The sequence below is a fragment of the Methanocorpusculum petauri genome (assembly GCF_026891975.1).
Taxonomy (GTDB): domain Archaea; phylum Halobacteriota; class Methanomicrobia; order Methanomicrobiales; family Methanocorpusculaceae; genus Methanocorpusculum; species Methanocorpusculum petauri.
In genome coordinates this window covers 43,095-58,350 of record NZ_JAPTGB010000015.1, presented here as the reverse complement: position 1 = coordinate 58,350, position 15,256 = coordinate 43,095, and the positions used below count along the sequence as shown (strand labels likewise).

The window sequence follows — 15,256 nt, the reverse complement described above, 5'->3', positions numbered from 1 at the left end:
CAGGTGTTTCCCGCTTCCTTATTCTTTCCGTGTTGTTCCGTAAGCGAAGCGGTATTCCGTGTTTTTTTTCCGTGGAATTCCGTTTGGTCTGTGTTTTCCGTGGTTACTCCAAGTAAAACCACCGCAAAAGACTCCCAAACACCGCTTCACCCGTGGTTACTCCAAGCAAGACCACCGCAAACGAAGACCGGAACTAATCCTCCCGAACACTTTTTTTCCGGAACCATCTCCGAAAAAACACCCGGCAACACAACAAAAATATTTCGCTCGTTTTTTTTCCGGAAAAAAACTCACACAACTCTCTTCAAAAAACACGAAAAAAAAGAAAACAACGGGCTGAACTCACAGCTCGTCATCATCAAACTCGTCTTCCTCCTCCTCATCCTGCTTGAGCTCAACATTATTGACATCAAACTGGCGGAACGCGAGTTTCTTTGCTTTGATAATATTTCTGCCCTCTTTACCGATTGCAAGGCCGCGGTCATCATCACGAACCTCAACATAGGCGATCTCACCGTCTTCGTCCTCCTCAAACGTCACGGTCATAACCTGCACCGGCAGGAAACAATTGCGAATGAACTGAACCTTGTCAGGATTGTACTCAACAACCTCAACCTTCCTGCCAAACGCATCGGATGCCTTCTTAATACTTGCACCCTTCTTTCCGATTGCAAGGCCCATCTCTCCCGGATTGATAACGAAAAGAATGCGGTCGAATTTATCATCAACCACACAATCGCGTGCACCTGCACCGGTCAGGTTCTCAAACTGCGCGATCATGCGCATTGCATCTTCGGAAATTGTTATTTCACTCATATTATGCTCTCTTCAGGCTCAGAATATCAGACTCGCCTGCATCAACGATAGCAAGGACACTGATCATGTGATCGCGACCGCACTCTTTGCCGAGCTGACGGGAACTGCCGTTAAATTCATAAAGCGGAAGATTCTCCGCTGCAGCAATCATTTCCCGGACTTTCATCGGTGCATTATCTGCAACGATAACGAGTTCCGCTTTGCTCTCCGCAATAACTTTCTCAACACTATTCTGTCCTAAAACGACCTTACCGGTCTTAATTGCCCTTCTCAGGGATAAATTGAAATCCATCGTAGATTCACCAGTTTTTTGTGGTAGTTCTGCACTCCGATCCGGCACCAGGGGAGGTGGCCCCCATAAAATCCGAATCTTCCCGCAGGAGCCGCACCCTGGCTACGGGTTGCGGCAGTCTCCGATCAGCCCCGCAGAGCCTCCCGAAGAAACTCTCTATATCTTGTACTCCGCAGATAATGAATATATCCTGTCACCCAGGACCGCACCGGCATCCCGCCACTTCACTGATACCGCAACACCGCAATCAGATCGCCCTTCTTAGCTCCCACATGCCGGGCAACCGGCTCGCACTTCACCGTCATCAGATACGCAACCGGCGGCAGCCCCTCATACTCCGTCAGACTCTCATAATTTGCAAGACCCTTCGCAATGATCAGCGTCGCATCCTGCATCGCAGAAACAACCTCCGGTGGATACAACTCCGGATGCAGACCAAGCTGCGCCCCTCCCCCCGCATGATACACCGCATCCGCAGCCTCCTCCAGCCCCAGACTCCTTGCCTCCACAATCGTCACATCATTAAGCATCGGCTGATCCTTCACCACAATCGTCACATGACTACCGCGCCTGCGCAGCTCCCCGCACAACATCTTATCAAACACAACCTCGCCGCAGTTATCAGTACAGTACACAACCCGCCTCGCGAGCGCAAGAATTCTCTCCGTATCATCCAGTGCCAGACCGCGGGCAAACATCTCACGAAAATACCCGGTAAAATCCTTCGCAATCTCGTGACCCGCCACCCCGTAATCCATCGCATTCCCGATAACCGCCGCAACAACATAATCGTGCACCGTCGAAAGCATCGGCCGCACCGCATCTGCAACCCTTTCCGCAACCGCATTATCCTGCACCTTCAGACCCGCATAAGGATCCGCCGATCCGATCATTGCATAACAGCACCGGTGCACCGCTCCGGCAATCACCGACGCACCGATCGGCTCGCTCGCCCGGCAGTCGTACAAATCCGTACAACATCTGAGTGTAGCAGCAACCGTCTCCGCATCCGCTCCGGCATATTCCGCCTCTGCAACAACCCTTGAGAGCAGACACGCTCTGCATTCCGGTGCAAGTCTCATAACATCATCTCCAAAATCGAAAAAATCGGATGGGGCCGCCGCGATTTGAACGCGAGTCAGAAGACCCCCAGTCTCCTAGGATTCCAGGCTACCCTACGGCCCCTCATACTCCCCTCCCTTCGGGATGAAGCATCATACATATAGGACGCACGTCCCTTATTAGTTTTTACTTTAACACCGGCACACAGAATCACTGATCCTCCGACCGCCTCATATCCTTCAGATGCTCCACCATCTCCAGCTCATCACGACCCACATACACCATCGCAACCGTTAACCCGAGAATCACGATTGTCGTCCCGATAATATCAATAAACGTCAGATCGCTCACCAGCAGACGCCGGACCATCGTCGTAATCCCGGCAATCAGAATCGGCCTGACCAGAACCCGTCCCGCACGGACATAAGACGCAACCATATCCACCAGGGTTGCAATCACAATAATCAAAAGAATCGCCTGCAAAACATTCGACAAAGCATGCTGTGTCGGATCCTGCAGCGCCGTCATCACCAGCGTTACCGTCTCAGCAACGCCCATCAGCGCCGCCACTACCAGAAGAATTGCAATCAGCACATAAATCGCAATCGTAACCGCACCACAGCCCTGGGCAAGAGCAGAACGGGTACGGGCAAACGGTTCGGGATCATCAATCATATCAATTGTCCGTCACGAGGGAACACCCGCATCGTGTACTCTAACTATGGCAGTCTTACCAATATAACTCTTAGGAGTTCACCCTGACCTCGGGGACCTCCGCCCCCTCGCAACAAACCCGACACTTTATTATTTGCGAACTGACAACCTACTTAACGCGAAGGCATAATTGGGGTCTGTGCGGGAAACAAACATCTCCTACAGAAACATGCGGAGTCTGCACCTTGCGGAACCAACCGGCATGTATATATATTTTTCAATCCCAATAATGATGCTACCTTCCAGAGGACAACAAGGGCCAGTAGATCAGTCAGGCAGATCGTCGGACTTTTAATCCGCAGGTCGGGGGTTCAACTCCCTCCTGGCCCGCTTGCACGTCGCCATGGGTTTTTAGGATATCATTGGAAACAACTGATCAGTCCTATTTACTTTTCGGCAGCGTGTATTGGCGCGTCCGTTGGACATCAAAACTAAGCGTCAACAAAAAACTCTGAGACTTTTATGTGGTGAGAACTCTGAACACAAGCACAGACATCCGTATCTATCAAGATCTTAAATTAGGAGCTCTATGACACGACTAAACGTATTACTCCATGAGATGGTTCCCGATCACCAGATCATGACCCCGGAAGAAGTTGCAAAACTCCTTGCCGACTATGACATTACCGAAGAGCACCTTCCCAAAATGTATCATGACGATCCTGCCGTCAAAACCTGCGGAGCAAAACCGGGAATGGTCATCCGCATCACGCGCAAAAGCCAGACAGCAGGTGAAGCTACCTCCTACCGCCTTGTGGTCAGACGGCCGAAAAAATAACCAGAGTGGATATACTTGATTGATAGAAGTGTACTTTCCGGAGCGTACTTTTCCCAGGAACACGTCGCCCGTCACCAGCTTGACTCGTTCAACAACTTTGTGGAATACAACCTCCAGAAAGTCGTCAACGAGCAGCGTATCGTTGAGACAGAGATCGTAAACCGGGGAAAGAACCAGGAACCCGTATGGGTTGAACTCGGAGAACTCCGAGTAGAAAAACCGATCGTCCGTGAAGCGGACGGATCACAGAGCAAATTATACCCGACCGAAGCACGTCTGCGTAACCTTACCTATGCAGCCCCGATGATTCTTACCATGACGCTCCATCAGGGCGACAAGAAATTCGAGCCGCAGGAAACAACAATTGGCCAGCTTCCGGTCATGATCGGATCCAAGGTCTGTAACCTCTGCGGACTCAGCGAAGCGGAGAGAACCGAACAGGGTGAAGACCCGAGCGATCCCGGAGGATATTTCATCGTAAACGGAACCGAACGGGTATTAATGACCCTTGAGGATCTTGCCTCCAACAAAATTATGACCGAGTACACCGAGCGGTACAATGAACAGATTCATGTATCCAAAGTATTCTCGCAGTTCCGCGGATACCGCGCCCTTGTTGTTGTCGAGAAAAACAAAAAGAATCTCCTTGACGTCAGCTTCCCGTCCGTTGCCGGTCACCTCCGCTTTGCGGACCTGATGCGTGCCTTAGGTCTTGAGACCGACGAAGAAATTGTCTCCGCCGTCTCCCTCTCCGAAGACGTCTTAACCTACATGATGCAGAACCTCGAAGAATCCGAGTGTGCAACCTCCGAAGAAGGTATCATGTATGTCGGTAAGAAACTCGCACCGAACCAGACCAAGGACTATCAGAGAAAACGCGCCGAGTTCGTCCTCGACAGCTACCTCCTGCCGCACTTAAATTACCTCATCCCGTCCCACTTAAAACCCGGAGATGAGAACTATGAACTGTATGCAAAAGATGTCCGCGTCGCAAAAGCCGAATTCCTCGGAAGAATGGCCGAAGCCTGTTTCGACCTCGCCTTAAACAAAAGGAGAATCGACGACAAGGATCACTACTCCAACAAACGCCTGAAACTTGCCGGCGACTTAATGGAAGATCTCTTCCGTATCTCCTTAAACAGACTCACCCGCGACGTCAAATACCAGCTGGAACGCGCAAGCATGCGCCACCGTGAACTTGCCATTGGAACCGTCGTCCGTGCAGATGTATTGACCGAACGGTTAATCCACCCGCTTGCAACCGGAAACTGGGTCGGCGGCAGAACCGGTGTATCCCAGCTGATGGACCGTGTGGACCACATGTCCGTTATCTCCCACCTGCGCCGTGTAATCTCACCACTGTCACGATCCCAGCCTCACTTCGAGGCCCGTGATCTGCACCCGACCCAGTGGGGCCGAATCTGTCCGTCCGAAACACCGGAAGGACCAAACTGCGGTCTGGTGAAAAATTTCGCCCAGCTCGTTGAGATCAGCAAAGGAATCGAAGACGAAGAAGCGATGCTGCACATTATCCGCAGCATGGACATTGAACCAATCCGGAGTGAATAAATGGAAAAGAAAATGGCAAGAGTGTTCGTTGACGGTGCACTATTCGGCAAAGTTGACGATGCAGACGGATTTACCAAAAACTTCCGCCAGATGCGCCGGAACGGTCAGATTCCAACCGAGGTCAACATCTCCTACAAAGACTACAGTAATGAGATCGTTATCAATACCGATCGCGGACGCGCCCGCCGCCCGTTAATCGTGGTGGAAAACGGTATTCCCGCTGTCACCCCTGAAGACATTGAAAAAGTCAGATCCGGTGAATATGAGTTCTTCTCGCTCGTTCATCAGGGCAAGATCGAGTTCATTGATGCAGAAGAAGAGGATGATCTCTACATCGCTGTCTATGAAGACGACTTAACCCCCGAACACACACATCTTGAAATCGACCCGTCGCTGATCCTTGGTATCGGAGCAGCACACGTTCCGTTCCCGGAACACAACGCATCCCCTCGTGTTACCATGGGTGCCGGTATGATTAAACAGGCACTCGGATTTGCCCAGGCCAACATGAAACTGCGGCCCGACACCCGCGGCCACATGCTGCACTATGCCCAGGTCCCGATGGTACACACCCAGGCAGCTGAGCTGATAGGTTCCGACAACCGTCCGCAGGGACAAAACTTCTGCGTCGCAATCATCTCCTACGAAGGATACAACATTGAAGATGCACTCATCTTCAACAAGGCCTCGGTCGAACGCGGTCTTGGACGATCCCACTTCTTCAGAACCTATGAAGGAGAAGAGCGCCGCTATCCGGGAGGACAGGTTGACAGAATCGAAGTTCCGGACGACGAAGTTCAGGGCTCCCACGGCTCCGGCTCCTACGCAAACCTCGACACCGATGGTATCATCAACCCCGAAACCACTGTGCTTGAAAAAGATGTTCTGATCGGCAAAACATCTCCGCCCAGATTCCTTGAAGAACCTACCGGAGAACTGATTGCTGTTGAAAAGCGTCGTGACACCTCAATTACCATGCGCAGCAACGAGACCGGTATCGTGGACACCGTGATTGTAACCGAATCCGAGAACTCCTCACGCCTTGTCAAGGTCCGCACCCGTGACCTCAGAGTACCGGAGATCGGCGACAAATTCGCATCCCGTCACGGTCAGAAAGGTGTCTGCGGTCTGATTACTCCGCAGGAAAACATGCCCTTTACCGAAGCCGGCATTGCCCCTGATCTCGTCATCAACCCGCACGCAGTCCCGTCCCGTATGACCATCGGACATATGCTGGAAATGATCGGCGGAAAAGCCGGTTCCCTGATGGGAACCCGTGTCAATGCGACCTCATTCCGCAAAAAACCGGTTCAGCAGATCTTTGACAGCCCGTTTGCACAGCAGCGGCTGCTTGATGACAAAGAAATCGGTAAAGACATTGAAAACAGTACGCTTACCCGTGAACAGGTGCTCCGCCACGAACTGGCCGAAGCAGGATTTGCCCACACCGGTCGTGAAGTCATGTATGACGGTATCACCGGTCGCAGATTCCAGGCTGACATTTACATCGGTGTCATCTACTACCAGAAACTGTACCACATGGTATCCACCAAAATGCACGCACGGTCCCGCGGACCGGTGCAGGTCCTGACCCGTCAGCCGACCGAAGGACGTGCCCGTGAAGGAGGTCTTCGTTTCGGAGAAATGGAACGTGATGTCATGATCGGACACGGTGCGGCAATGGCCTTAAAAGAACGTCTGCTCGACGAATCCGACGCAGTCAAGCAGTATGTCTGCGCCCGCTGCGGTATGGTTGCGATGTATGACGCAAAGCAGAAGACCACCCGCTGTCTTGCCTGCGGTGCCGAGACCGACATCTACGAAGTAGAGATGAGTTATGCGTTCAAGCTGCTGCTTGACGAAATGAAGAGTATGGGAATTGCACCCAGACTGAAACTGGAGGATATGGTGTAACATGACCAGCCCAAAGAGAATCGGAAAAATTGAGTTCGGTCTGCTCTCCCCAAAAGCGATCCGCGATATGAGTGTCTGCAAGGTCATCTGGCCGGACACCTACGATGATGACGGTTTCCCGTACCCGAAAGGTCTGATGGACCCGAGTCTTGGTGTTATCGACCCGGGTCTCCGCTGCAAAACCTGCGGTCAGAAACAGGGTGACTGTCCCGGTCACTTCGGCCACATCGATCTCGCAAAACCGGTGATTCACGTAGGATATACGAGACTCATCAGAAAACTTCTGCGTGTAACCTGCCGCGAATGCGGCAGACTCCTGCTCGACAAAGAAGAGATCGAACGGTTCAGCGCACTCGAAGATGATCCCTACTCGGCCGAAACCATCGGTGAAAAAGACATCAAAAAGGAACGCATCTGCCCCTACTGCGGCGATCAGCAGTTCAAGATCAACTTCGAAAAGCCGACAAGCTTCGTTGAAGTTGTCACCGAAACCGGCGAGGACGGCAAGGTACACAAGACCGAACACAAACTCACCTCCGCAGACATCCGCGAACGGCTGGAAAAGATCACTGACGACGACCTCCGTCTGCTCGGCATCGACCCGACCGTTGCACGGCCCGAATGGACGATTCTTACCGTCCTTCCGGTGCCGCCGGTAACCGTCCGCCCGTCGATTATTCTGGAGAATGGTCAGAGATCCGAGGATGATCTGACCCACAAGCTGGTGGATATCATCCGTATCAACCAGCGGTTCAAGGAAAATCAGGACGCAGGCGCACCGCAGCTCATTATTGAGGATCTGTGGGAACTCCTGCAGTACCATGTGACTACATATCTGGACAACGAAGTTGCCGGATGTCCGCCTGCCCGTCACCGGTCCGGACGTCCCTTAAAGACGCTGTCCCAGCGGCTGAAAGGCAAGGACGGCCGGTTCCGTGGTTCCCTTTCCGGAAAACGTGTGAACTTCTCGTCGCGTACGGTCATCTCACCGGACCCGAACCTCTCCATCGGTGAAGTCGGTGTCCCGCTCGCCATCGCAAACGAAATGTCGGTTCCGGTTCGCGTAACCAAACAGAACATCGAAGATATCCGTTCCATGATCCGGATCGGCCCGAACCGTCCCACACTCCGCGACCCGTGCGGTGCAAATTACGTCAACCGCCCGGACGGCCGCCGTATCCGCCTGATTGCAGGTCCCGAGGGCAACTGTGACACCGTCGCCGAAATGATTGAGCCGGGATGGAAGATCGACCGCCAGCTTCGCGACGGCGATATTGTACTGTTCAACCGTCAGCCGTCTCTGCACCGTATGTCCATCATGTCCCACCACATCAAAGTGATGAACGGCAGAACATTCCGCTTAAACCCGGCTGTCTGTCCTCCGTACAACGCAGACTTTGATGGGGATGAAATGAACCTGCACGTCCCGCAGACCGAAGAAGCGCGGGCCGAAGCAGAACTTCTCGTGGCTGTTCAGGAAAACATTCTCTCGCCGCGTTTCGGCGGCCCGATTATCGGCGGTCTGCACGACCACATCTCCGGTATCTTCCTCCTGACCAACCAGATCAAATGGTACACCAAATCCCAGTTCCTCTATCTGCTGAAGTACACAGATATGGAGCATCTGCCCGAACCCGGCAAAATCGAGGACGGCATTCCCTACTGGAGCAACAAACAGGCATTCTCGATGATTCTGCCAAACGACGTCAACATGTTCTACAAGGCAACCTGCTGCAGAAACTGCGATCCCTGTACAAAAGATACTCTCTGTCCGCATGACGCATACGTGAGAATTGTTGACGGCCAGCTTCTTTCCGGCACAATTGACAAAAAGTCTGTCGGAGCAATGGACGGTGCGATTCTGAACCGTATCATTCGTCTGCACGGCATGAAACGCGCCCGCGAGTACATCGATGATTTAACCAAGCTGTCGATTCGTGCAATCATGATCAACGGATTCTCCTACGGTATCAACGACACCGATCTCGGAAAAGAGGAGTACAAGCAGATCCGTGATGTTCTTGACAAAGCAGAAGCTGATGTGGCCCAGCGTATCAACATCTACGAACAGGGACACCTTGAACCCATGCCGGGAAGAACCCAGGAAGAGACACTTGAAATGCAGGTGATGAAAGAACTCGGTAAAGCTCGTGACCGTACCGGAGAAATTGCATCCCGTCACCTGGGATTCGAAAACTCCGCAGTGGTAATGGCTGTGTCCGGTGCCCGTGGTTCCATGCTGAACATGGCACAGATGGCCGGTTGTATCGGTCAGCAGGCAGTGCGTGGTGAGCGTATCGTTCGTGGATACGAGGACCGCACGCTGCCGCACTTCAAGCGTGGTGACAAGGGTTCGGATGCACACGGTTTCGTGCGCAACTCCTACAAATCCGGTTTAACCCCGACCGAGTTCTTCTTCCATGCTATCGGTGGTCGTGAAGGTCTTGTGGATACTGCAGTCCGTACGTCCCAGTCCGGTTACCTGCAGCGGCGTATGATCAACGCTCTGCAGGATCTGAAAGTCGCATATGACGGTACCGTCCGCAGTACCGGAGGCAAGATCATTCAGTTCAAGTATGGTGAGGATGGAACCGATCCGGCAAAATCCGCATCCGGTCTGCCGGTTGATGTGAAGGGTATTGCTGAGTCCGTATTAAAGGAGGCCGTGTAAGTATGGCGCCAAGAAAGAAAAAAGCTGAAGAGGAACCTGCACCGTTTGCAGAACCTTCCTTTATCGAAGAGGACATTCCCCTGGAACCGGTTGAGGAAGAAGACCGCTTCGGCGACTCTCTGGAAGATGCCGTGGTCGGCGAGTACGAGGCAGGTATCCCCGAATCAGTGGAAGAGATTGAGGAAGTCGAAGAAGTTATCGAGGAGATCACAGAATCGGATGACGATTCTGAGGTTGAGGAGATACCCAAATCCCGCAAAGGAAAAAAGGGTGCAAACGCTGATGAGGCAGAGCCGGAAAGCGAGATCGCAAAGCTGCTGCATACATGGGATCTTCCGAAAACACTGTTTGATCAGATTCGTATCTGGCTTGAGGCAAAGACTCCCGAGGAGATGGAAGCTGTTGATCTTGACCGGTTAAAGACCCGTATCCGCCGTCTGGTGGATGAGGATATGCCGGTCTCAACAACAACTGAACTGACGAAGATTCTCACTTCCAAGTATGACGAAGGGCATGATGTACCGGATGAACTGTTCGAGGAGATTGTGACCCGTATTAATGCGGAGTATGATCGCACGCGTGTTCAGCCCTGTGAAGCAGTGGGCATTAATGCCGCACACTCAATTGGTGAACCGGGTACACAGATGACGATGCGTACGTTCCACTACGCGGGTGTGGCCGAAATTAACGTTACCCTTGGTCTGCCGCGTCTCATTGAGATTATGGACGCCAGGAAAGAACCGTCCACACCGACGATGACGATCTTCCTGGAGAAGGGATACCGCGAGGACCGTGATAAGGCCCGTGAAGTTTCCTGGAAGATTGAGGCTGCCCCGCTGCACGAGTTCGGCGATATTGAGACGGATATTGCGGATATGTGCGTGATTGTGCAGATCAACCGCGAGGTGTGCAAGAAGAGAAAGATTGCAGTCTCCGAGATTCTGGAGCGTGCCCCGCAGAAGATTAAGGACAAGCGCCACTACCGTGATTTCGAGGTGGAAGTTGACGAGAAGGATGGTATCCTCCGTTTCCTCCCGAAGAATGAGGAGTCGTATCAGAACCTGTTCCAGCTGGCAGAACATGTCCGTCAGGTGATTGTGCAGGGTATTGATGATATCCGCCGTGTGGTGGTTCGTAAGGAGAATGATGAGTACATTCTCCATACAGAAGGTTCCAACCTGAAGGATGTCTTTGAGATTGAGGGTGTGGACTGTACGAGAACGCGGACGAATAATATTGCAGAGATTGCAAATACGCTCGGTATTGAAGCTGCACGTTCCGCAATTATCTATGAAGCATTCTCAACGCTGAAAGAGCAGGGTATTTCAGTGGATCTCCGCCACATTATGCTCGTTGCAGATATTATGTGCATGGACGGAGAGGTCAAACAGATCGGTCGTCACGGTATTGCAGGCGAAAAGGAATCGGTTCTCTCCCGTGCATCCTTCGAGGTTACGGTTAACCACCTGCTGGATGCAGCAGTTGCCCATGAGTTTGATGAACTGTCCGGTGTGACGGAGAACGTTATTGTCGGTCAGCCGATTCTGCTTGGCACGGGCGATGTGAAACTGATGGTTCGCCGGGTTAATCCGACGAAATCCGCATAATTTTTTTCTTTTTTTTGTTCTCTGTACTTGCGGTATTTCTTTTCACGAACCAATGCACTGTACCGCAGTGGTAATGGCATCCTCGAGACTTTGTTTCAGTATAATTCGGTTTGGACTTTTCGAGTAAAACCCGGTCTTTTCCGAAATTACTTAACTTCGCACGACCCACATGAGCGGTATGTCTGTTACAAACGGCAATACCATACGTGTTCACTATACCGGAACACTTACCGACGGCACCCAGTTCGACTCATCCGAAGGCCGCGACCCCCTTGAGTTCGTTGTCGGCAGCGGCATGGTGATCCCCGGGTTTGACAACGGTGTTATCGGCATGGAGATCGGCGAGACCCGCACCATTGAAATTCCGGCAAAGGATGCCTACGGCGAAAAGTCCGACGAGATGATCGTCGTCATTCCTCGCGGCGAGTTCGGCGAGGGCTTCACCGCAGAAATCGGCGAACAGCTGTTAATCCAGCTCGGCGACGGCAACCAGATTCCGGTGACCATCACGCAGATAGATGAGGAAACGGTTACCCTTGATGCAAACCACAAACTCGCCGGAAAAGATCTGATCTTCACCGTCACGCTTGTGGAGATAGCCGCTGAATAAATCCAGAAATATTTCTTTTTTTGGAGGGTGTCGTGTGATGCAGATATTTCATCGCATCACCGTCAGATTATCTCTTTTCTTTCACCCATCCGTGATTATCCAAACAAAACCAACACACGTCTCCCACCTCTGATACAAGACCCCCTGCAATGAGAAACTTATTGGTATGACACTCAAAACCTGATCCTCTGGAATTATGATGGACAATCCGTTTGCAAAAAAACTCGGCTTCGGCTTAATGCGCCTGCCGCTGAATAACCCCGATGATATGACTGACATTGACCTCAAAACCCTGCAGAACATGGTTGATGTCTTCATGGAACGCGGCTTCTCCTACTTTGACACCGCATATGTCTATGAAGGAAGTGAAGAAGCAATCCGCGAAACCCTCGTCAGACGCTACCCCCGCGACAGCTTCACACTCACGAGCAAACTCCCGATCTTTGCGATCTCCACTGAAGAAGAACAGGAAAAAATTTTCCGGGAACAGCTTGAACGTGCCGGTGTTGACTACTTCGACATCTACCTTCTGCACAACGTCAATGTGGAAAACTACCGGACCGCACAGAAGTTTCACACCTTCGATTTTCTGAAACAGCTGAAAACCGAAGGAAAAATCAAAACACTCGGTATCTCCTACCACGACAACGCAGAACTGCTGGAGGAAGTACTCAGTGCCCACCCGGAGATTGAGATCATTCTTCTCCAGATAAACTACCTGGACTGGGACAATCCCGATATTCAGTCCGGAAAATGCTATGAAGTTGCCCGGAACCACCAGATTCCGGTCATTGTCATGGAACCGCTGAAAGGCGGAACCCTTGCAGACGTCCCCAACGAAGCCGGAAAACTGTTCCGGCAGTACAACCCGGACGCATCTCCCGCATCCTGGGCGATCCGTTATGCAGCAGGACTTGACGGCGTCGTAATGGTTCTCTCCGGCATGTCCACGATTGCGCAGATGCTGGACAACACCGCATACATGAAAGACTTCGTTCCCCTGAATGAAGAGGAACACCGGATTGTCAAAGAGGCCGCCGCGATCATCACCGCAAACATCGCCGTCCCCTGTACCACCTGCGGATACTGCCTGGACACCTGCCCGGAAAATATTCCGATCCCGAAGTACTTCTCGCTCTACAACAACAAAATGCAGACCATCGATCTCTTCTACTATCCGCAGCAGCAGTACTACGAAAACTACACCAAAACCTCCGGCAAAGCATCCGACTGCATCGAATGCGGTGCGTGCGAGGAGCACTGCCCCCAGCACCTGAAAATTACCGACCTTCTCAAAGATGTGGCAAAGGCATTTGAGGTTGCCCCGCCGCACGAACGGACGGAATAATCCGTTACCCGCCTACTCTTTTTTCAGCTTTTTTCCCGCAGAAAATGCCTTTCCCAGAACCTGCCCCTGTCCCAGATACAGATACTTCGCATGATCATAGGAGAGCGGCCGCATCGCGGTCACATCGATCGTTCCTTTCTCATCAAGAATCTGTTCATCCGCATGTACCGCAACAATCTCCGCGATAAACACCGAATGCGACCCGATCTCCTGCCGCGACACAACCCGGCACTCAAGAGACAGCGGAAACTCTGCTATCATCGGTGCATGCACATGCTCTGCGGGTACGGGAGTGAGACCGAGATCTCTGAACTTGTCCGTTCTGCGGCCGCTCGTGATCCCGAAATAATCGGCCTCCTGCATCTGATCCTCAGACGGGATATTCATCGTAAACTCTCCCCGTCCGCACAGTGCCGCATGACTGTAGCGGCCGGGACGAACTGCAATCATCACATGCGGCGGCTCGGAAACCGCAATTCCCGTCCATGACACGGCAAGACCATTCGGCTTTTCATCGGCATCATACGTACAGACAACCGTCACCGGGCAGGGCGGCAGAACCGCATAGGCAGGCATCTCACGCTTCATACAACTATATTTTTGCCGCGGGACAATATGTTAGTATGGAAAAACCTCTCTACCGTTCTGCAAACAACCGCTGGGTTGCAGGAGTCTGCGGAGGCATTGCCGAATACACAAAAATTCCGTCAATACTTATCAGACTGCTCTTCATCGCCCTGTGCCTTATTGGGCTCCCCTTCTGGACTATCATCCTCGTCCTGCTCTACCTCGCTGCATCCTTCTACCTCCCCGCAGCTCCGGGACGAAAACCCATCAAAGACCCGGGTGTCATCGACGCCGAATTCGAAGTAAAGGAGTAACACCGGATGCAGGACCATGCACACGATCTCACCGAACCGCCTTTCTACCTCCCGCAGTTTGAACAGGCATACCGCTACATCATCGACGAATATCCGGTAGCACCCCGCAAGACAGCAATTTTTATTCCCTGTGCCGTCCGCAAACCCTACAGCCAGAGCCCGAGTCACAAACTGTTTCACAAAATGTTCGGCGAAGTTTTCCCGGACCCCGGTCAGTACCATGTTGTCATCTTCGGCACCTGCGGCACCGTTCCCGCAGAACTCGAACTGATGTATCCCTATGCCCACTACCACTACATGCTCGGCAACGTCAAAGACCAGCGCATCAAAGATGACTTTCTCCGCATCGAGACCCGGAGAATCATCGGCTACCTCGAAAAAACGAAGTTCACCTACGAACAACGCATCGCCTACTGCATCGGTATTTTCCGCGCTGCAATGGAAGCAGCGGTTGCGGAAACACAGATTCCGGTTGAAATTTATCCGACCCGTCCGGTGATCGACAAACTCTACGATGCCGACTGCCCGTTCCCGGAAGGAAGCCTTTCCATGCAGGAGTATCTTGACGAATTCCGCGCAGCACTCATCCGCGTGAGGGATATCTGAATGACTGCCCGCGAGGTCTCCGTTGTCCGGCTGGACGAAAAAAAATCCAAGTTCTACGCACATCTCTATGAGATCGACACCGTCGACGATGTTTTAGAGGTGCGTGCCATCCACGATAAACTCTACAAAAAAGCCGCCCATCACTGTTACGCGATGGTCTGCGGAAACGTCACCGACAGCCGTGCCGACGGCGAAGTTGGCTCGCCCGGTCGTGCGCTTGCCGAGGTGATGGAGAGAAACAATCTCGGCTCGCATGTTCTCATGGTTTCCCGCATCTTCGGCGGTATCAAGCTCGGGCCTGCCGGCGTTGCCCGTGCGTTCCGCGAGGCGGGTGCAGGCGCGGTGGCGGAGTACCAGAAGACGCGGAAGAAGTTATAGCTCCAGAAAG

General features: G+C 52.4%; 15 protein-coding genes and 2 tRNA genes. 11 read left to right on the top strand and 6 right to left on the bottom strand.

Annotated features, from left to right (window positions below; translation table 11 throughout):
• Window positions 1-342: 342 nt before the first annotated feature.
• The 5 genes from O0S10_RS07635 to O0S10_RS07615 all read right to left on the bottom strand — a co-directional run bounded on the left by O0S10_RS07635 (window position 343) and on the right by O0S10_RS07615 (window position 2,845).
• Window positions 343-816, bottom strand: a complete 474-nt coding sequence (locus tag O0S10_RS07635) for a NusA-like transcription termination signal-binding factor (RefSeq protein ID WP_268925292.1) — start codon at window positions 814-816, stop codon at window positions 343-345.
• A gap of 1 nt (window position 817) precedes the next feature.
• On the bottom strand, window positions 818-1,108 hold the full coding sequence (locus tag O0S10_RS07630) for a 50S ribosomal protein L30e (RefSeq protein WP_268925291.1): 291 nt from the start codon (window positions 1,106-1,108) through the stop codon (window positions 818-820).
• 224 nt (window positions 1,109-1,332) lie between these two features.
• Window positions 1,333-2,190: a damage-control phosphatase ARMT1 family protein gene (locus O0S10_RS07625; protein ID WP_268925290.1), complete on the bottom strand. Its 858-nt coding sequence runs from the start codon at window positions 2,188-2,190 to the stop codon at window positions 1,333-1,335.
• Window positions 2,191-2,220: 30 nt separating this feature from the next.
• Window positions 2,221-2,293: transfer RNA gene (locus tag O0S10_RS07620), tRNA-Pro, on the bottom strand.
• An 87-nt stretch (window positions 2,294-2,380) separates the two neighbouring features.
• Window positions 2,381-2,845, bottom strand: a complete 465-nt coding sequence (locus tag O0S10_RS07615; protein ID WP_268925289.1) for a phosphate-starvation-inducible PsiE family protein — start codon at window positions 2,843-2,845, stop codon at window positions 2,381-2,383.
• Between the two features lie 295 nt (window positions 2,846-3,140).
• On the opposite strand from O0S10_RS07615, the gene O0S10_RS07610 reads away from it, so the two are divergent.
• The 8 genes from O0S10_RS07610 (at window position 3,141) to O0S10_RS07575 (ending at window position 13,381) form a co-directional block, all read left to right on the top strand.
• Window positions 3,141-3,214 (top strand) — tRNA-Lys (locus O0S10_RS07610).
• A gap of 199 nt (window positions 3,215-3,413) precedes the next feature.
• Window positions 3,414-3,662, top strand: coding sequence for a DNA-directed RNA polymerase subunit H (locus tag O0S10_RS07605; RefSeq protein ID WP_268925288.1), 249 nt, complete (start codon window positions 3,414-3,416; stop codon window positions 3,660-3,662).
• A 15-nt stretch (window positions 3,663-3,677) separates the two neighbouring features.
• Window positions 3,678-5,231, top strand: a complete 1,554-nt coding sequence (locus O0S10_RS07600) for a DNA-directed RNA polymerase subunit B'' (protein WP_268925287.1) — start codon at window positions 3,678-3,680, stop codon at window positions 5,229-5,231.
• Window positions 5,232-7,145, top strand: a complete 1,914-nt coding sequence (locus tag O0S10_RS07595) for a DNA-directed RNA polymerase subunit B' (RefSeq protein ID WP_268925286.1) — start codon at window positions 5,232-5,234, stop codon at window positions 7,143-7,145.
• Between the two features lies 1 nt (window position 7,146).
• Window positions 7,147-9,816, top strand: a complete 2,670-nt coding sequence (locus O0S10_RS07590; protein ID WP_268925285.1) for a DNA-directed RNA polymerase subunit A' — start codon at window positions 7,147-7,149, stop codon at window positions 9,814-9,816.
• 2 nt (window positions 9,817-9,818) lie between these two features.
• Complete coding sequence (gene rpoA2, locus O0S10_RS07585) at window positions 9,819-11,423, top strand: DNA-directed RNA polymerase subunit A'' (protein WP_425438310.1); 1,605 nt, start codon at window positions 9,819-9,821, stop codon at window positions 11,421-11,423.
• Between the two features lie 178 nt (window positions 11,424-11,601).
• Window positions 11,602-12,033 (top strand): FKBP-type peptidyl-prolyl cis-trans isomerase, encoded by a 432-nt coding sequence (locus O0S10_RS07580; RefSeq protein WP_268925284.1) that lies wholly within the window; start codon window positions 11,602-11,604, stop codon window positions 12,031-12,033.
• A 196-nt stretch (window positions 12,034-12,229) separates the two neighbouring features.
• Window positions 12,230-13,381 carry an aldo/keto reductase gene (locus O0S10_RS07575; RefSeq protein WP_268925283.1) on the top strand — a complete coding sequence of 384 codons (1,152 nt, stop codon included), beginning with the start codon at window positions 12,230-12,232 and terminating at the stop codon, window positions 13,379-13,381.
• Window positions 13,382-13,393: 12 nt separating this feature from the next.
• On the opposite strand, the gene O0S10_RS07570 is transcribed toward O0S10_RS07575, so the two are convergent.
• On the bottom strand, window positions 13,394-13,969 hold the full coding sequence (locus O0S10_RS07570) for a flavin reductase family protein (RefSeq protein WP_268925282.1): 576 nt from the start codon (window positions 13,967-13,969) through the stop codon (window positions 13,394-13,396).
• 35 nt (window positions 13,970-14,004) lie between these two features.
• On the opposite strand from O0S10_RS07570, the gene O0S10_RS07565 reads away from it, so the two are divergent.
• Genes O0S10_RS07565 through O0S10_RS07555 form a run of 3 tightly spaced genes read left to right on the top strand, consistent with a single transcriptional unit; the run spans window position 14,005 to window position 15,246 of the window.
• On the top strand, window positions 14,005-14,262 hold the full coding sequence (locus O0S10_RS07565) for a PspC domain-containing protein (RefSeq protein WP_268925281.1): 258 nt from the start codon (window positions 14,005-14,007) through the stop codon (window positions 14,260-14,262).
• A gap of 6 nt (window positions 14,263-14,268) precedes the next feature.
• Entirely contained in the window at window positions 14,269-14,868 is a 600-nt protein-coding gene (locus tag O0S10_RS07560; protein ID WP_268925280.1) for a DUF5591 domain-containing protein, read from the top strand.
• Window positions 14,869-15,246: a YigZ family protein gene (locus O0S10_RS07555; RefSeq protein WP_268925279.1), complete on the top strand. Its 378-nt coding sequence runs from the start codon at window positions 14,869-14,871 to the stop codon at window positions 15,244-15,246.
• The last annotated feature ends 10 nt before the right edge of the window (window positions 15,247-15,256 follow it).